The sequence below is a fragment of the Sutterella massiliensis genome, assembly GCF_016899755.1.
Lineage (GTDB): Bacteria > Pseudomonadota > Gammaproteobacteria > Burkholderiales > Burkholderiaceae_F > Sutterella > Sutterella massiliensis.
Genome location: NZ_JACJJC010000002.1, coordinates 24,828 through 41,826, shown reverse-complemented (window position 1 = coordinate 41,826; position 16,999 = coordinate 24,828). Strand labels below are relative to the sequence as shown.

The 16,999-nt window shown below is 58.9% G+C and carries 15 protein-coding genes and 1 tRNA gene; 4 read left to right on the top strand and 12 right to left on the bottom strand.

The window, feature by feature from the left end:
- The first annotated feature begins 71 nt into the window (after positions 1–71).
- The 3 genes from H6A60_RS01565 (at position 72) to H6A60_RS01555 (ending at position 2,620) form a co-directional block, all read left to right on the top strand.
- Positions 72–1,067 (top strand): RNA methyltransferase, encoded by a 996-nt coding sequence (locus tag H6A60_RS01565; RefSeq protein ID WP_239477521.1) that lies wholly within the window; start codon positions 72–74, stop codon positions 1,065–1,067.
- 123 nt (positions 1,068–1,190) lie between these two features.
- Entirely contained in the window at positions 1,191–2,000 is an 810-nt protein-coding gene (locus tag H6A60_RS01560) for a DUF1796 family putative cysteine peptidase (protein ID WP_205101594.1), read from the top strand.
- Positions 1,988–2,620: a DUF805 domain-containing protein gene (locus tag H6A60_RS01555; protein WP_205101593.1), complete on the top strand. Its 633-nt coding sequence runs from the start codon at positions 1,988–1,990 to the stop codon at positions 2,618–2,620. The genes H6A60_RS01560 and H6A60_RS01555 overlap by 13 nt, the downstream gene beginning before the upstream one ends.
- 90 nt (positions 2,621–2,710) lie before the next feature.
- On the opposite strand, the gene H6A60_RS01550 is transcribed toward H6A60_RS01555, so the two are convergent.
- From H6A60_RS01550 to xth, 5 genes are all read right to left on the bottom strand, one after another.
- Positions 2,711–4,222, bottom strand: a complete 1,512-nt coding sequence (locus H6A60_RS01550; protein WP_205101592.1) for a tripartite tricarboxylate transporter permease — start codon at positions 4,220–4,222, stop codon at positions 2,711–2,713.
- Between the two features lie 13 nt (positions 4,223–4,235).
- A complete protein-coding gene (locus tag H6A60_RS01545) occupies positions 4,236–4,700 on the bottom strand; it encodes a tripartite tricarboxylate transporter TctB family protein (RefSeq protein WP_205101591.1) in 465 nt (154 codons plus the stop codon).
- Between the two features lie 631 nt (positions 4,701–5,331).
- On the bottom strand, positions 5,332–6,333 hold the full coding sequence (locus H6A60_RS01540; RefSeq protein WP_205101590.1) for a Bug family tripartite tricarboxylate transporter substrate binding protein: 1,002 nt from the start codon (positions 6,331–6,333) through the stop codon (positions 5,332–5,334).
- A gap of 227 nt (positions 6,334–6,560) precedes the next feature.
- Positions 6,561–7,460 carry a transporter substrate-binding domain-containing protein gene (locus H6A60_RS01535; RefSeq protein ID WP_205101589.1) on the bottom strand — a complete coding sequence of 300 codons (900 nt, stop codon included), beginning with the start codon at positions 7,458–7,460 and terminating at the stop codon, positions 6,561–6,563.
- Between the two features lie 261 nt (positions 7,461–7,721).
- Positions 7,722–8,573 carry an exodeoxyribonuclease III gene (xth, locus tag H6A60_RS01530; RefSeq protein WP_205101588.1) on the bottom strand — a complete coding sequence of 284 codons (852 nt, stop codon included), beginning with the start codon at positions 8,571–8,573 and terminating at the stop codon, positions 7,722–7,724.
- 563 nt (positions 8,574–9,136) lie between these two features.
- Here xth and H6A60_RS01525 point away from each other — a divergent pair.
- Complete coding sequence (locus H6A60_RS01525) at positions 9,137–10,141, top strand: ornithine carbamoyltransferase (protein ID WP_205101587.1); 1,005 nt, start codon at positions 9,137–9,139, stop codon at positions 10,139–10,141.
- 142 nt (positions 10,142–10,283) lie between these two features.
- Here H6A60_RS01525 and H6A60_RS01520 read toward each other — a convergent pair.
- From H6A60_RS01520 to H6A60_RS01490, 7 genes are all read right to left on the bottom strand, one after another.
- A tRNA-Leu gene (locus H6A60_RS01520) sits at positions 10,284–10,368 on the bottom strand.
- Between the two features lie 77 nt (positions 10,369–10,445).
- A complete protein-coding gene (gene secG, locus H6A60_RS01515) occupies positions 10,446–10,811 on the bottom strand; it encodes a preprotein translocase subunit SecG (RefSeq protein WP_205101586.1) in 366 nt (121 codons plus the stop codon).
- Between the two features lie 48 nt (positions 10,812–10,859).
- Positions 10,860–11,597, bottom strand: a complete 738-nt coding sequence (gene tpiA, locus H6A60_RS01510; RefSeq protein WP_205101585.1) for a triose-phosphate isomerase — start codon at positions 11,595–11,597, stop codon at positions 10,860–10,862.
- A 177-nt stretch (positions 11,598–11,774) separates the two neighbouring features.
- Complete coding sequence (pnp, locus tag H6A60_RS01505) at positions 11,775–13,895, bottom strand: polyribonucleotide nucleotidyltransferase (RefSeq protein WP_205101584.1); 2,121 nt, start codon at positions 13,893–13,895, stop codon at positions 11,775–11,777.
- A gap of 406 nt (positions 13,896–14,301) precedes the next feature.
- Positions 14,302–14,568 (bottom strand): 30S ribosomal protein S15, encoded by a 267-nt coding sequence (gene rpsO, locus H6A60_RS01500; RefSeq protein WP_205101583.1) that lies wholly within the window; start codon positions 14,566–14,568, stop codon positions 14,302–14,304.
- A 422-nt stretch (positions 14,569–14,990) separates the two neighbouring features.
- Positions 14,991–15,656, bottom strand: coding sequence for an amino acid ABC transporter permease (locus tag H6A60_RS01495; RefSeq protein WP_205101582.1), 666 nt, complete (start codon positions 15,654–15,656; stop codon positions 14,991–14,993).
- A 181-nt stretch (positions 15,657–15,837) separates the two neighbouring features.
- Positions 15,838–16,593: a basic amino acid ABC transporter substrate-binding protein gene (locus H6A60_RS01490; RefSeq protein ID WP_205101581.1), complete on the bottom strand. Its 756-nt coding sequence runs from the start codon at positions 16,591–16,593 to the stop codon at positions 15,838–15,840.
- Between the last annotated feature and the right edge of the window lie 406 nt (positions 16,594–16,999).

The following is a 16,999-nucleotide window of genomic DNA, read 5'->3' as shown; positions in this document are numbered from 1 at the left end:
CTCTGAAAGACGAGATGAATTCTCCGATTCAATTTACAAATAGCCAGACCAGTCCGACAGAAAAGAAGCGCTTGACGCTCGAAGCGGTCAGCTCGCACCTGCTCGCTACAGGTGCAAAGCCCATACACGTGCGCCGCTTTTTCCGTGCTTGGCTCGGAAAAGGTGAATGGCCGCAGCTCGACGACGAACGCTATCCGAAAGCGATGCGCGCAATTGTGCCGAGTTTGCGCCGTGAACTGGAGGCGGTTCTTGAACTTCGCAGTCGCCACTCGGGTTCGGACCCCGAGAGCGAACGCCTTCTCTTGACGCTTGCTGACGGTCAGACTGTGGAGTCGGTGCTTCTGCCGAGGAAAGGCGTTTGCGTTTCGACGCAGATGGGGTGCGCAGTCGGCTGCGTCTTTTGCATGACGGGGCAGGGCGGTCTTATTCGACAGCTGACGGACCTTGAAATAGCTGCAGAAGTGGCGCTCGCGAGAAAGCTGCGCCCTGAAACCAAAAAGGTCGTTTTTATGGGCATGGGCGAGCCTTCGCACAATCTCGATGCAGTCATGTGCGTCGTAGACCTGCTCGGTACGTACGGGGAATTCGGACACAAGGATCTTGTGGTCTCGACCGTGGGGGACCGGCGTCTCTTTGCTGCTTTGGACAAAAGTGCTGTGAAGCCTGCACTGGCCGTATCGCTTCACACGGTAGACGACGAGAAACGCAAAAAGCTTCTACCGCACGGCACCCGGATGACGGTGGACGAACTTATCGAGGCCGCCGATCAGTGGGCCAAGAAAACCGGGTACCCCGCGCAAATTCAGTGGACGCTGATTGAGGGTGTCAACGATTCGACGGCAGAAATCGAGTGCTTGGCCGACAAGCTCCAAGACCGCTACATGATGGTGAATTTCATCCCCGTCAATGCTGTCGATGGAAGCCCCTTCAAGCGGCCCGAGCGTGAACATGCGGCATCGCTTGTGCGGTGCCTGCGCTCCCGCGGCGTCATTGCAACGCTTCGTGATTCGGCGGCACAGGATGTGGATGGCGGATGTGGGCAGTTACGCGCTCGAGAATTGAAGTGATCCTAAATTTAGTCTTGCAAATGGTGCTACGGCTTTACCCTCTATTTTTGCGACAAGAATTATTCTTGTAATATTTCGAAGATATAAATTAATCTTTTGATAGAGAATAGAAGGGCCTCATAAATGAATGAAAAAATGAATGTTTACAAAATAAGATTTACTCCAGGTGAGAGTCGGTTAGCAAGACATTTCATACCTAAAATTTTCAGAAATTTTGCAATTCAATTTGCGAATAGGGGTATAAATTCAAATTATGATTTTTGTATTTCATTAGGGGATAATTGTATATCTGCGCATTTGTTGAGGCAAAATTTTTTAAGAAAGGCGTCTTTCCCATTTGACTGGATTGCTAAAGGTGGTATATCTAGTCGATTTTCGCTGATAAAAAATAATTTTGAGAATTTTCTAAATGTAGAAGATTTAGAATTTTGCTTGAGCGACGAGCAAGAGGGATCGTACGTTGCGACAAATAAACGTACAGGGTTCTATCATCCTCATGATTTTACAAAAAAAGATTTGGGTATATATGTGGAAAATCCTCTTGAGTGTTTTCAGCAAATTAAAAATAAGTATCTAAGAAGAATAAAAAGACTATATACGGATTTAAGTGGAAAGAAGGTTTTATTTGTTTATTTTGAGACAAAATCAGTACAGGATAAATTTTCTTCAAAAGAAATAATTGATAATCTAAAGGAGATTAAAAATATTTTAGGTGTTACCGTCTTGGATTTAATATATTTTAGGAGGGAAAAAGAATTTGAAATGACAAGGGATATCGAAATCTATGAGGAAGAAGGGGTTGTTTTATATAAATGTAGATACCCAGAAAATATAATGAAAATTGATGCATGGGACACAAATGATAAGGTGAAGAAATATTTCATATGTGCATTGAGAAAAGTGGCTCAAGCAAGAAATAAATGTCGAGTTTGATACTTGAAGACGTCGATCGCGCGGTCGAGACCCCGATCCCGCGTGCGCGCCGTCGGCGCTTTTGGCTCGTCTGGTGGCTTTGGGGAATTTTCGGCACCGTTTTTTCGATGAGAGGCGTGCCGGACGGTACATGGCTAGCCGTCGCTTTGCTTCTCACGTCGCCCTTCTGGGCGCTCTTTGCCGTCTGGCCCATTCTTTGGCTCCGAGATCGGCTGCGCGCCAAGCGCTTCTGGGCCGAAAGCGTCTCGGTGGTGCTCGCTGGGTCTCCGAGTTCGAGCGCCGAAGCCCAAGGGGAAAAGGCGGAACCGGAAGAGGATATTGCGCTTCCCGTTGTGGTCGGGCAAAGCGGCGTACTCGTACCCGTTGTCGGTTGGATGAGCGCCTTTCCGACGATCGACGAAGCGCGCCTTGCTGCGCTCGGCGTCAAAGGCGTTCCTGCAGAGACATTTGCGGGTGTGCACCTCGCAAGCTTCAATGCCGAGGACTTAATCGAAACATTCCTCGCCGATAACGCGCTGCGCGCAAGCGATTGTCCGGGGGCATCCGTCGATGATCTGCTGTGTGCGCAGCGTTGGTGCGCTTCGCTCAAGCTCGCGATCGATCGGTCGCACGCCGCATAAGCGATACAGAGTCGGGCAGAAAAAAGAAGAAAGGCGCTCCCGATGCGAATGATCGGCAGCGCCTTAGGTGTGTTTCCGATTTTCGTGCGCTCAATCCTCTTCGGCAAAGGCTTTTTCACGTCCGGCACGTACGGCCGGGAAGACGATGATCGCGAGGAGGAACGCCGAAATCGCGAGCAGCGTTGCCGAAATCGGGCCTTCGACGAAAGTCATCAGGTCGCCGCGCGAGAGGAGGAGCGCTCGGCGCAGGTTCTCTTCGAGCATCGGTCCGAGGATGAAGCCCAGAAGTAGCGGCGCGCATTCGCAGCCGAGTTTACCCACGATCCAGCCGAAGACGCCGAAGATGATCGTCATCCAGATGTCGAAGGGATTGTTGCTGATCGAATAAACGCCGATCGCGCAAAAGCAGAGAATCGCCGGATAGAGCAGCCGGTAGGGCACGCGCAGAAGCCGCACCCAGAGGCCGATCAAGGGGATATTGAGAATCACGAGAAAGACGTTGCCGATCCACATGGAGACGATAAGTCCCCAGAAAAGCGGCGGGTTCGATGCCATCACCTGCGGCCCGGGCGTGATGTCGTGGAGCATGAGCGCGCCGATCATAAGCGCCATGACGGCGTTCGACGGAATGCCGAGCGTAAGCATCGGGATGAAGCTCGTCTGCGCGCCGCCGTTGTTGGCTGATTCCGGTCCGGCGACGCCGCGGATGTTGCCTTCGCCAAAGGGCGGATCGGCGCGGTCGCCGGCCAACTTCTTTTCGAGCGTGTAGGACGCAAAGGCGCTCAGAAGCGCTCCGCCCCCGGGGAGGATTCCGAGGAGCGACCCGATCACAGTGCCGCGGCAAATGGCGGGCGCAGCTTCCTTGAGATCTTTTTTCGTCGGGAGAATTTGACCGATGGCGGCAGGCATCGGTTCGCGCACACCCGAAACTTCGATGTTGCGGATGATTTCGGCAAAGCCGTAAACGCCCATTGAAAGCGCCACGAAGTCGATGCCGTCCATGAGTTCATCGATCCCGAAGACGTAACGAAGTGCGCCGGAATTGACGTCCATGCCGATGCAGCCGAGAAGAATCCCGATGAAGATCATGCCGACGGCCTTGAGAAGCGATCCCGAGGCGAGCACGATTGCGCCGACAAGCCCAAGCACCATGAGGCTAAAGTATTCACGCGGTCCGAACTGGAAGGCGAGCTCGGTCATGGGGGCGGCAAAGGCGGCAATGAGAAGCGTCGCAAAGCACCCGGCAACGAAGCTGCCGATCGCGGCAATGCCGAGCGCCGTGCCCGCTTTCCCCTTTTTTGCGAGCTTGTTGCCGTCAAGACACGTGACGACGGCGGCGGCTTCGCCCGGAATATTGACGAGAATCGCCGTGGTTGAACCGCCGTACTGCGCGCCGTAGTAAATGCCCGCGAGCATGATGAGCGCCGATGAAGGATCAAGCGCGTAGGTGATCGGCAGCAGCATCGCCACGGTCGCGACAGGCCCCATGCCGGGGAGAACGCCCACGAGCGTTCCCATGGCAACGCCCACGAAGCAGTAAATGAGGTTCTGGAGCGAAATTGCCGCTTCAAAGCCGATCAGCAGGTTTTGAATGAGATCCATTTGCGTACGCTCCTCAGAAGAAAACGGGCCAGAGCGGCACAATGAGACCCAGGCCCCAAATGAAGAGCGCAGCGGAGAGCACTGTGAGGAAGACGGCGCTTGCGAGTGCATCACGCAGCTTGAAGGCCGGATGTGCAAGCGAAGCGATCACAATCATGCCGCCGATCGAGAGGAAAAAGCCGAGCTTCAGAAGCGTTGCGGCATAAAAGGCGGCGCTCCCGAGAATGAGAAGCGCCGAGATGGGTTTGCCGAAGCGAATGTTGCCGTCGTCAGCGGCAACGGGCGCACGAAGCGCCGCTTTGATAGCGATGGCAAGGCCCGTCAGGATGAGGCCCGATGCAACGATTGTCGGAAAATAGCCCGGCCCCATGCGTGCGAGTGTGCCGAGTTCGTTGCCTTTGAGGGTGAGGATCGCCGTGATGCCGATCACGATGTAGAACATGCCGGCGGCGAAGTCTTTTTGATTTTGAATGCGCATGAGAGCTTGTGCCTTTCGGAATTCGGGAGCGATTCTTTTCGTATTGGCTTTGTTTGTTGTCTGCAGCCTGCCGGCACCGAGCGACGTAGGAAAGAAGCGGCGTCGGACGATGAGGCAAACGGCATCGCGAGCACTCGATGATACTTCGGGGCTCTGCTGCGCTTTGAAGAGGGACGGCACTCGGTGCGTGACCGAGGTGAGGCGTTCGGCGGACTACCCGAGAAGCATGGGCCGGATCGAAAAGTCCTCGAGCATACGGCATTCGGGGAGCGGTCATTCGAGGTACCGCTGTAACCAATGGCAGCGCATCTCTGAAAGACGCTGACGGGAAGCCGAACTCGCCCCGCATCCTTTCGCTGCTTAAGCATGCCGAAACGCGACGCAAATGGGCGACCCGAGAACGCGCACCGGTTTTGCATCGCTCTTCTCAAGCAGGTCACGCGAGCGAGCCGCGAGCTTGCGGCACTCGAGCGACATAGAGCACCTGAGCGAGCCGGCGTCAGGTCAACCGCTCAAATCGAGTCGGGCATTGTGTCCGCATGGGCCCCCGAACGAACATGCCGTCCGTTCAAAGCGCAAAGCCCGCTCAGCGTTCGATCGCTGCTGCGGGCTTTGCAGAGTGTCTGAAGCCTCAGTCGACGCGTGCGCCCGAGAGCGCGACAAGCGTCTTGTACTTCGCTTTCTCTTCGGCGATGAGCTTGCCGAAGTCTTCGGGCGAGGTCGGTGCGGCCTCGGCGCCGAAAGCGGCAAAGCGCTTCGTCATTTCCGGATCGGAAAGGGCGGGTACGATCGCGTCGGAGAGCTGCTTGACGATGTCGTCGGGCGTCTTGGCGGGCACCATCAGACCGAACCAGGTGTAGATGTCGAAGTCGGGCACACCAGCCTCGGTCATCGTGGGGGCGTCGGGCAGAAGCGCCGTGCGTTCCTTCGTCGTCACGGCCAGCGCAATGAGTTTCCCTGCCTTGATATTGGCAGCGGAACTCGCCAAGTTGTCGAAGATGAGATCGGTCTGGCCCGAAAGCACCGAGAGAAGCGCGGGCGAGGCGCCTGCGAACGGGATGTGGACCATGTCGATGCCGGCTTTGTTCTTCAAGAGCTCACCGGCCATGTGGCCCGCAGAGCCGTTGCCGCCCGAGGCGTAGTTGAGTTCGCCGGGGTGTGCCTTGGCGTAGGCGATGAGGTCTTTGAGGCTCTTGATCCCCGTGCGTTCGGAGAAGGCGGGGGTGATGACGAGAACGTTCGGCGCCGTCGCGACGAGCGTGACGGGCTTGAAGTCCTTTTCGGCATCGTAGGGCAGCTTCTTGAAAAGCCACGGATTGATGGCGTGCGTTGCAACCGCCCCCATCACGAGTGTGTAGCCGTCGGGGTCGGCCTTCGAGACGTAGGCGACGCCGACGTTGCCGCCAGCACCCGGACGGTTTTCGACAACGACCGTGCCGAGCTTGTCCTTCACGGCGTCTGCGATGGCGCGCGCGGAGACGTCAAGCGGGCCGCCAGGCGGATAAGGAACGACGATGCGGACGGGACGGCCGCCTTCACCCTTTAACGCCGCAGCATAAGACGTCATCGGGAAGAAGTAGGCACTGCTCAGTGCCACCACACCGATGGCACTTATCAAAGTGCGACGTTTCATGATATGAACCTCATGTTTGAGTGAAGAAAAACCGCTGCGGCAGAATGCACGGAAGCGGACGAATTTCATTAGAACATGAGACGTCCTTCTCGAGGAAGGTGAAGCGAGCGCTCGTTGCCGCCGCTCAGCCGAATGCGGTAAGTCTCCCTAGGTCATTCAGCCTAGGCGAAGCGAACGGCTCGCTCGCACGAATGAGAAGGCGGGTTCACTTTGCCGCTCGGAGAGCTTCAGGCGTTCTCTGCGCTTTCCGATTCGTTTTGAACGGCACCCGCACGAAACCACCTCTTGGCGAGCCGCGCGATTTCGCCCGATTCTTCTAGGCGCTCCCAAGCCGAGAGAAGACGTTCATAGAGCGGCGGTCTCGTCGAGTGCTTCGTTCGCTTGAGCGTTTCGTGAACAAGCACGGCTTTCCACTGAACGGGCGAAAGTGCGGCCTCGCCTTCAATGCCGCGAAAGATCGCTTTGAGGCGTCGGTCGTGCGCGACATACCAATCCGCTTCAAAAGCGTCGGTGATCATGACATCGCCCACGCCGTCGGCAATGAGCCCCGGAATCGCTTCGTTCACCGGACATGTTGCTACATAAGCGCGGCGGAAATGTTCGTCGACCCAGATTTCGTTCGTGCCGCCCGGATTTTTGACGACGCGTACGTCGGGCATATCGAGTGCTGCGGGCGTCTCGAATCGTTCCGCATCGTTGCGTCTTACGAGCGCAACCTTTCTAAAGGGGGCGTAGGGCGGCAGGAACCGGCCGCATTCGGCGCGCGCTGCCGTAGGCGTCAAGCCGCCCGCGGCTGCGTCGAGGCGCCCGGCGAGCAGATCCTTTTCCAGGCTCGGCCAGCTTGTCGGAAGAAAAACGACGATGAGTCCCGCCGTACGTCCGAGTGCTTCGAGAAGTTCGACATCGTGTCCGGTGTAGCCCGAGGGCGATTCGGGATCCTTGAACGCAAAGGGGCGATAGTCGCCCGGGAGTCCCACGCGCAGAATGCCGCCGATTTCGGGCACATTGTCTCGTCGCTCCCCCGTACCGCCAGCCGAAGCCTCGGCCGCGCCCGCCTGCGTTTGACTGCACGCTCCTTCGGTGCTGTCGTGGCGGACGGAATAGCGATAGTCGTCGGATTCGGGCATGTCGGTAGGGTGAAAGAAAAAAAGTGCGCGATGAGAAAATACGGTGCCGGATCGAGTCGCAGTTGCGCCGATCGGGCGCCCGTATTATGGCGGGTAACGTGCTTTTTCGGCACCGTAAAGCGGGCAAAGTTCTACCCGCGCGCAAACCGACTACGCGCTCTAGCTTATGTGGCAGTCGCCTGGCTTCTGCGGGCTCGACGCTTCATGCGCTCGGTGCAGCCCCGCCAAAGCGCTCGCTTTCTCCCGGGCGGAGAAGTTTTCTCAGTCGGCGTTTACGTTCTGCCGGAGCGCGATGTCGACCGTGACGGGCGCGTGGTCCGAGGGCTGTGCGTTGCCGCGCGGCGCCGTGTCGATCGCGGCGGCGGCGACCTTCGGCACCAGTGCCGAAGAAACCAGAAGGCAGTCAATTCGCAGGCCGTGGTTGCGTTCAAACCCCTGCTGGCGGTAATCCCACCAGGAATAGGCGCCCTCGGGTTGCTCGAAGAGGCGGAAGCTGTCGGCGAGGCCCGCGCCGAGAAGCGAAGCGAAGGCTTCGCGCTCGGGGCCCGAGCAGAGAATGCCGTCGGCCCAGCCGACCGGATCCCAGAGGTCGCGCGCGGCGGGGGCAATATTGAAGTCCCCGCCGAGGATGAGGCTTGGCGTTTCGGCGAGAAATGCGCGCATCGTGCGCTCGAGCTGCGCGAGCCAGTCGAGCTTATAGAGGTATTTGCCGCTCCCGACCGCCATGCCGTTCGGCACGTAGGCGCCGCAAAAGCGAATGGGCGTAGCCGCGCCCGCGGCCGTTTTGGGCGTCAGCGTCGCAGCGACAAAACGCTTCTGCTCGTCGGGGTAACCCGGGAGATTGAGCACCGTTTCGGCAAGCGCGAACTTTTCGCGCCGCGCGAGGAGCGCAACGCCGTTATAGGTCTTTTGCCCCGTAAAGACGACGTCGTAGCCAGCCGCTTCAATGGCTTCCCGCGGAAAGAGTTCGTCGACAAGCTTCGTTTCCTGCAGCACGACAGCGTCCGTGCGGCTCGCTTCTAGCCAGTCGAGCACCTGCGGCAGGCGCACCTTGAGGGAATTGACGTTCCAGCTCGCAAAGCGGAGCGTTTCGGCAGCGGTTTCGGTCGTCATGGCGCTTGGATGTTCACGTTTCAAACGGTGGACGTTAAAGAGAATGGATGGAATAAAGGGCTCGGACGGCACGCGTTGGGTTCGCCGCACCGCGTCGGGGATGCCATTGTGCACGATTTCGGCGCGCTCGGATTTGTTCGGGCGTTCTCCATGCATTGGGGAGCGCACTTTTTCGCATGGACGGGCGGCGCCTCACCGTACGTCAAGCCTTTGAGGCCTGTCATTTTGCGTCGAAAATTTGGCTTTACGTGCCGCTTCGGCACGTGCGGCAGCGACAAGGACCGACACTTCGTCAGCCGAAGCTTTTATTCCGTCGACAAATAATAAACATAAGAAAATCAAAGAATTGCGTATTGAAAGCCGTCAGCAGACATAGGTTGAAACGCCTAAGCGCGTCAGGGGGCCCTTTCAATAGAATGAGCCAAAGCAATCGATTCGGCACGAAGGACTGCCGCCCCGACGGTGCGCTTATGCATTCACGCTTTTTGCCCGCAGGCGCTTCACGCTTTGCGGCCCGCTCGCCGAATCGCACAGCCGATTTATCGAAAAGGGATTCGCCAATCATGCCTTTCAATCTCAAAAACCGCAGTCTTCTCTCGCTCGTTCACCATACGCCCGCCGAAATCGACTATCTCGTCGACCTCGCGATCGATCTCAAGAAAGCCAAGCGCATGGGCACGGAAAAGCAAATGCTCTGCGGCAAAAACATCGCGCTCGTTTTCGAAAAGACCTCGACGCGCACGCGCGCTGCGTTTGAAGTCGCCGCTTACGACCAGGGTGCGCACACGACGTTCTTCGATCCGAAGTCTTCGCAGTTCGGTCACAAGGAAAGCGTGAAGGATTCCGCACGCGTTTTCGGCCAGATGTATGACGCGATCGAATACCGCGGCTTCTCGCAGAAGACGGTCGAAGAGCTTGCGGCCTACGCGGGCGTGCCCGTCTTTAACGGCCTCACCGACGAGTGGCATCCGACGCAGATGCTCTGCGACCTGATGACGATGAAGGAGAGTTCCGGGAAGCGCTGGCAGGACATCAGCTTTGCTTATGTCGGCGATGCGCGCAACAACATGGGCAATTCCCTGTTGATGGTTGGCGCCAAGATGGGCATGGACGTGCGTATCGGTGCACCCAAGGCCTGTCAGCCGAGCGAAGCGCTCGTCGAAATGGTGATGGAAATGGCGCGCGAATCGGGCGCTAAGGTGACGATTACCGAGGATCCCGTCGAAGCGGTCAAGGGATGCGACTTCATCCATACGGATGTGTGGGTATCCATGGGCGAGCCGCCCGAAACCTGGGAAGCCCGCATCAAGGCGCTGCTCCCCTACCAGGTGAATGCTGCGCTCATCGCTGCGGCCGATAATCCGGACGTCAAGTTCATGCACTGCCTGCCCGCATTCCACAACTGCGAAACGAAGGTGGGCGAAGCCATCGTCAAGGTGCACCCCGAACTCAAGAACGGTATTGAGGTGACCGAAGAGGTGTTCGAGTCGCCGCGCTCGATCGTCTTCGAGCAGGCGGGCAACCGCATGCACACGATCAAGGCGCTGATGGTTGCATCGCTCGCGTAAAAAAGATCAGATAAAGAAAAAGGCTGAAGCGCTACGGCGCTTCAGCCTTTTTTAAATTGGCAGGGGTAGTAGGATTCGAACCTACGAATGGCGGATTCAGAATCCGCTGCCTTAACCGGACTTGGCGATACCCCAGCAATTTTGGTGCGGTCGATGAGAGTCGAACTCATACGGGTCTCCCCGCTACCCCCTCAAAGTAGTGCGTCTACCAGTTCCGCCACGACCGCGCCGATTCAGATTGTCATCTCTGATTCAGTTTTTCTAGGAGTTGAGGAACTCACTGGATCAGAGGAGATGAATCATACTACGGAATCTGCTCGACGGGGGAACTTTTTTCATTAGATCCCATCCCCTGTTCAGGGGATGCCTGCTCGGCAGGCTGTTCGATCGTCGACAGAACGCCGCCCGCAGGCTTGGCGGAACGGTTGCTGAAAGCGCCCGAAGCGAGCGTAAGCGCGATCGTCGAGCAGAAGAAGACGGTCGCGGCGATGGCGGTCGAGCGCGAGAGGAAGTTGGCGCTGCCCGTGGCGCCGAAAACGGAGCCCGAGGCGCCGCTGCCGAACGCCGCGCCGAGATCGGCGCCCTTGCCGTGCTGCATCAGCACGAGAACGATCACGACCACGGCAGAGATGATCTGCAGAACGAGGGCGATGCTGAGAAGGAAGTGCATGGTGTTTTAAATACCTTCGATGAGAAAGGAGGGATTCGGTCGGGCGCTTCAGGCCTGGCCGATCGCAAAGAAAGAGGTCGCCTTGAGCGAGGCGCCGCCGACGAGCGCGCCGTCGATGTCGGGCATCGCGAAGAGGCCCGCGGCATTGTCGGGTGTGACGCTGCCGCCGTAGAGGATCGGCAGCGTCATCGCGCGCGCCTGATCGACGAGCTCGATGCGGCGTCGAATGGAGGCGTGCACGGCCTGCGCCGTTTCCGGATCGGCCACGTGCCCCGTGCCGATCGCCCAAACGGGTTCGTAGGCGACCGCGCCGATGGACGCGGGCATCATCACGGCGAGAACGGCATTGAGCTGGCGAAGAATCACGGTTTGCGTTTCACCGCGTTCGCGCTCTTCGAGCGTTTCACCCACGCAGACAATCGGACGAATGCCGGCCTTGGCGGCAGCAAGCGCCTTCATCGCCACGCGGTTGTCCGTGTCGCCGTAGTAGCGGCGTCGCTCCGAATGGCCGACGATGCACCAGCTCACGCCGATGTCGGCGAGCATCCCCGCAGAGATCTCGCCCGTATAGGCGCCCGACGGATTTTCGTTGACGTCCTGCGCACCGACTTCGAGCGGCGTGCCGCGAAGCCGTTCGACGATTTCGGGCAGATAAACGAAGGGCGCGCACAGAACGGCTCGGCAGTTCGCAGCCGCGGGAAGCGTCCGATAGGCTTCAATCCAAGCCCGGGCGCTCTCGAGCGTTCCGTTCATCTTCCAATTGGCGATGATGATGCGTTCTCTCACGAGTGGATGCTCCAAATCTGACGGGTGCGAAAGCACCGCGCACAATGCCGAATCGTTGCATTTTAGCGATTTTCGCTACATCGTGCGCCCGCTCTCTGTGAAGAAGAAGCGAGCCGGCTCGAAGATCGAACCGGCTCGTTTTTGCTATCGGTTTAACCGCCTCAGGCGGCTAACGGATTACTTCTGGGCTTCTTCACGAAGGAGCGCCTTCATCGAGAGGCGCACGCGGCCCTTTTCATCGGCTTCGATGACCTTGACGCGCACCGTCTGACCTTCCTTGAGGTAGTCGGAGACCTGGTTGACGCGTTCGTTGGCAATCTGGCTGATGTGGAGCAGCCCGTCCTTGCCGGGCAGCAGCTGCACGATGGCGCCGAAGTCGAGCAGACGCTGCACGGTGCCTTCGTAGACCTGGCCGACTTCCACTTCGGCGGTGATTTCGTCGATGCGCTTCTTGGCGGCTTCGACGCGGGCCGTATCCGGGCTCGCGATCGTGATCGTGCCGTCGTCTTCGACGTTGATCGTCGTGCCGGTTTCTTCCGTGAGCGCGCGGATGACGGAGCCGCCCTTGCCGATCACGTCGCGGATCTTTTCCGGATTGATCTTGAAGGTGAGCATGCGCGGGGCGTAGTCGGAGAGTTCCTTGGCGCCGCCGCCGGCCATTTCGTGCATCTTGCCGAGGATGTGCTGGCGGCCTTCGTGGGCCTGCGCGAGCGCAGCCTGCATGATTTCGGCCGTGATGCCTTCGATCTTGATGTCCATCTGCAGGGCCGTGACGCCGTTTTCGGTGCCGGCAACCTTGAAGTCCATGTCGCCCAGGTGGTCTTCGTCGCCGAGGATGTCGGTGAGGACGGCGAACTTGTTGCCTTCCTTGATGAGGCCCATGGCGACGCCCGCGACGTAGTCCTTAAGCGGCACACCCGCGTCAAGCATCGAGAGGCAGCCGCCGCAGACGGAAGCCATCGAGCTCGAGCCGTTCGATTCGCAGATTTCGGAAACGACGCGGATCGTGTACTGGAATTCCTCGGCCGAGGGAAGAACGGCCTTGAGCGCGCGCTTGGCGAGGCGGCCGTGGCCGATTTCGCGGCGCTTGGGCGAGCCCACGCGGCCCGTTTCGCCGGTGGCAAACGGGGGCATGTTGTAGTGGAGCATGAAGCGCTCGTGCGTTTCTTCGCAGAGGCCGTCGATGATCTGTTCGTCCTGCTTCGTGCCGAGCGTCGTGACGACGAGCGCCTGCGTTTCGCCGCGGGTGAAGAGCGCCGAGCCGTGCGCACGCGGCAGCAGCCCCTGACGGATTTCGATCGGGCGGACCGTACGGGTGTCGCGGCCGTCGATGCGGGGTTCGCCGTTGAGGATCTTCGAGCGAACGAGCTTGGCTTCGAGTTCGAAGAGGATGCCGTGGACTTCGTTGAGGTCCGCGGGTTCGGTGCCGGCGGCTTCGGCGTCGGCGGCGAGCTGCTTTTCGACTGCTTCGTAGACTTCGCGGAGCTTGTCGTTGCGCGCCTGCTTCGAGCGGATCGAATAGGCTTCCTTGAGGCCGGAGTCGGCGATTTCAACGATGCGGGCGATGAGCGTTTCGTTCGGAGCGGGCGGCTGCCAATCCCAGGCGGGCTTGCCGGCCTCGGCAACGAGTTCGTTGATCGCTTCGATCGCAACCTGCATTTCGCGGTGGCCGAACATAACGGCGTCGAGCATCGTCTTTTCCGAGAGCATGTCGGCTTCGGATTCAACCATGAGAACAGCGCGTTCCGTGCCGGCGACGACGAGGTCAAGGCGCGAGTGCTTGAGCTCTTCGGTCGTCGGGTTGAGGACGAACTTGTCGTCGATGTAGCCCACGCGGCAGGCGCCGATCGGGCCGCGGAAGGGGATGCCGGAGATGGCGAGCGCGGCCGAAGCGCCGATCATCGAGGGGATGTCCGGGTCGACCATCGGGTCGGCCGAGAGAACGTGAATGATGACCTGAACTTCATTGAAGAAGCCGTCCGGGAAGAGCGGACGGATCGGACGGTCGATCAGGCGGCTCGTGAGCGTTTCCTTTTCCGAGGGGCGGCCTTCACGCTTGAAGAAGCCCCCGGGGATCTTGCCCGCAGCGTAGGTCTTTTCGATGTAGTCGACCGTAAGCGGGAAGAAGTCCTGGCCGGGCTTCATTTCCTTCTTGGCAACGACCGTGGCGAGCACGACCGTGTCGTCCATGCGGCAGATGCAGGCGCCCGTGGCCTGACGGGCGATTTCGCCCGTTTCGAGCGTAACGGTGTGGTTGCCGAATTGGAAGGACTTCGTGACCTTGTTGAACATCGTCATGAGAGTTCGATCTCCTTAGGAGTGAAGATGCGCCGCGCGTGTTGCGGTCCGGTCTCGATCAGCTCGTTCGCCCGAAGCGTCTTTCCCGATGGGAAAGGGCGTCTTGGCCGGAAAAGGAAGTTCCCCGGTCTCGCTGCGGTCGAAGCGTTCTCGCTCGCCGCCCGAGGGGGCGGCAAAAGCGCTTCGATCGCAACGCGACGGCTTCCGGTGAGGTGCTTGGAATCGTTGTCAGACCGTGCCGTTCGGAGCTGAGATGGCTCGTCGCGGCCCGAGCGGCGCGTTGTTGGTGAGAACCGAAGCATTTTAAGCGCTTCGGCGCCCGTGTTGAGCGGGTTTTCACCCACTCTAGATGCGACGACGGCCTGTCGTTGATCGGCAGGCCGTTGTCTGAAGAAAGGGTTCCGTCTTACTTGCGGAGATTGAGCGCTTCAATCAGCTTGCGGTAAGCATTGAGATCGGTGCGCTTCAGGTAGTCAAGGAGCTTGCGGCGGCGCGAAACCATGCGGAGAAGGCCGCGGCGGGAGTGATGATCCTTGGCGTGAACCTTGAAGTGTTCGGTGAGATGGTTGATGCGAGCCGTGAGGAGCGCAACCTGGACTTCGGGAGAGCCGGTGTCGCCTTCGGCGCGCTGGAACTTGGCAACGATCTCGGACTTCTTCATTTCAACGGACATTGGAATTCCTGGTAAAGAAATAAAAGCAACTTGCGGACACGAGCGTTGAGACTCGAGCCGTGAAAGCGCGCATTTTAGACGGTGCCGCAAGCGCCGCGCAAGTGCGCCCGGCGAATTTTTTCGCCGGTTTCGAGCGTGTGCGCTTGTGTGCGCTGTGCGAGCGCTCGCTCGGGCGTGCTTTTTTCTCGTGCTTGGAGGCGTTTCTCGCGCTCGAAATGCACTCTAGAAGCGGCGTTTTCCGCTGCCCCAGTCAGCATCGTGCGTCCGTTTTTCGGAAGGCGGCGAAAGGCCGTCGGCGCTAGCGAGCGCTGAGGCGCGCAACGCGAAGACGCAGAGACAAAGGCGAAAAACGAAGGGCGAAGCGCCAACTCGGCGGCTTCGCCCTCGGTCAATCAGGAGAACGGTACTTACAAAGTAAGCGCTCAGCGTTCGTCCGACTTCTTGAAGCGCTTTTCAAGGCGGGAGACGATCTGCGAAATCGTGAGCGTCATCACGAGGTAGAGAATCGCCACGCACGTCCAGATTTCGAGCGTGCCGTAGGTTTCGGCGATGATGAGCTGGCCCGAACGCGTCAGTTCCTCGAAGCCGATCACCGAAACGAGGGACGAGTCCTTCAGCATCGCGATGAATTCGTTGCCAAGCGGCGGGATGATGCGCTTAAAGGCCTGCGGCAGCACGATGTAGCGCATCGTCTGGCGATAGGTCATGCCGAGCGAGAGGCCCGCGCGGATCTGGCCGAGCGAAATCGACTGAATGCCGCCGCGGAAGATTTCGGCGATGTACGCACCCGAATTGAGCGAGCAGGCCGTGACCGCCGCGACGAACGGGTCGATGCGGTGGCCGATGACGGCCGGGAGCGCAAAGTAGATGATGAAGATCTGAATGAGGAGCGGGGTGCCGCGGATCACATCCACGTAGATCTTCGCGGGAATGCGGAAGATAGCGAGGCTCGAGAGCTGACCGAGCCCGAGAAAGAGCCCGAGGACCAAACCGAGGCCGACGGAGAGGGCCGTGATTTCAAGCGTGAGGCCGGCGCCGCGAAGCAGAAGCGGAAAGCTGTTGAGGATGAGCGAGAAATCGAATTCCATGGCGTTTTTTGTTTCAGTCGCTTTTGGGGTGGGCTGCGCAGCGCCCTCGGGGTGCTGCGCGCAATTCGTGTTCTTTTTCTAAATGTCGGCCGGGCGCATGACGGCCCGGCCGGGGTATCTTTTCGCCGCATTCGCACCGAAGGGGACGCGTGGGGCGCAGGGATTCTTTTTTTAAGAGCAGTTATTCGGCAAACCACTTGTCGAAGATCTTCTTGGCTTCGCCCGACGCTTCGAGTTCGTCGTAAGCCTTGTTGAGCTTTTCAAGCAGCGCCGTGTTGCCCTTCTTCACCGCAAAGCCGAAGCTCGCGGCGTCTTCCATCGTCGGCTGCAGCTGGAGCTTCTTCGCAAGGCGCGGCTGGCTCTTCAGGAAGTACCCGATCACCGGACGGTCGAGAATCACGGCGTCGGCGCTCCCCGTCGAGAGGGCCATGAAGGCGTCGCTCGTCGTGTTGAAGGCCGTCACCTTGGCGTCCTTAATGGACTTGGCCTTGTCGGCGCCCGTCGTGCCGATCTGCACGGCGATGGGGCGACCTTCAAGGTGCGAGAACTGCGTGTACTTTTCGGCGTCGCTCTTGCGAACGAGCATCGAGAGGCCCGTCTTGTAATAGGGCTTCGTGAAGTCGACGCGCTCGGCGCGTTCGGGCGTGATCGACATGCCCGAAGCGACGACGTCGATCGTGTCGGTCATAAGCGCGGGCAGCAGCGCGTCGAACCCCATGTTGAGGATGTGCACGTCGTAGCCCGCCTTGTCGGCGACGGCGCGGATGAGATCGATGTCAAAGCCCGCGAATTCCTTCGTCTTCGTGTCGAGGAATTCAAAGGGCGCGAAGGTCGGTTCCGTACCGACGCGCAGAACGTCGCGCGCCTGCGCGTTCGTGAGGGATGCACCCGCGGCAAAAAGAGCGCAGGCAAGGACAGCGGCTTTCTTGAAAGACATGGCGGATTCCTTATGGGCTTCGGGCAAGCGGGCGGGTGTTGAGGCCTGGCGTTCGGGGTTTGTGCGTCATTGACACAAGAACCCGCGAGAGACTCACTCGCCGACGGTTCATCAAACGGATGTCGAGCTTCGCCGTCCGCCGTGCGTGCTTATCGCGAGACGGGCGGCCGGGAAGTTTGCGTCGATTTTCGAGGAATCTTAGTCGAGTCGAAATTCAAATTTCGCGCTCAACGCGCACAAAATCGCGCCTCATTTGATCTGATGAGGGTAATTGCCCAAGGCCAATCGCTTATTCGTCGAAATCCTTGCCGTGCAGTCAACAAGAGCAGTCTATCGGGCGATCATTTGTCGACATTTTGGCCCGTCGGGGCGATTTTTACGGTTCCTCTTGAGTGCCTTTGAGTTA

Coding starts and splice junctions, on each gene's coding strand:
- H6A60_RS01560 (WP_205101594.1), top strand. CDS start 1,191: ATGAATGAAAAAATGAATGTTTACAAAATAAGATTTACTCCAGGTGAG.
- H6A60_RS01555 (WP_205101593.1), top strand. CDS start 1,988: ATGTCGAGTTTGATACTTGAAGACGTCGATCGCGCGGTCGAGACCCCG.
- H6A60_RS01550 (WP_205101592.1), bottom strand. CDS start 4,222: ATGGATCTCATTCAAAACCTGCTGATCGGCTTTGAAGCGGCAATTTCG.
- H6A60_RS01545 (WP_205101591.1), bottom strand. CDS start 4,700: ATGCGCATTCAAAATCAAAAAGACTTCGCCGCCGGCATGTTCTACATC.
- H6A60_RS01540 (WP_205101590.1), bottom strand. CDS start 6,333: ATGAAACGTCGCACTTTGATAAGTGCCATCGGTGTGGTGGCACTGAGC.
- H6A60_RS01535 (WP_205101589.1), bottom strand. CDS start 7,460: ATGCCCGAATCCGACGACTATCGCTATTCCGTCCGCCACGACAGCACC.
- xth (WP_205101588.1), bottom strand. CDS start 8,573: ATGACGACCGAAACCGCTGCCGAAACGCTCCGCTTTGCGAGCTGGAAC.
- H6A60_RS01525 (WP_205101587.1), top strand. CDS start 9,137: ATGCCTTTCAATCTCAAAAACCGCAGTCTTCTCTCGCTCGTTCACCAT.
- secG (WP_205101586.1), bottom strand. CDS start 10,811: ATGCACTTCCTTCTCAGCATCGCCCTCGTTCTGCAGATCATCTCTGCC.
- pnp (WP_205101584.1), bottom strand. CDS start 13,895: ATGACGATGTTCAACAAGGTCACGAAGTCCTTCCAATTCGGCAACCAC.
- rpsO (WP_205101583.1), bottom strand. CDS start 14,568: ATGTCCGTTGAAATGAAGAAGTCCGAGATCGTTGCCAAGTTCCAGCGC.
- H6A60_RS01495 (WP_205101582.1), bottom strand. CDS start 15,656: ATGGAATTCGATTTCTCGCTCATCCTCAACAGCTTTCCGCTTCTGCTT.
- H6A60_RS01490 (WP_205101581.1), bottom strand. CDS start 16,593: ATGTCTTTCAAGAAAGCCGCTGTCCTTGCCTGCGCTCTTTTTGCCGCG.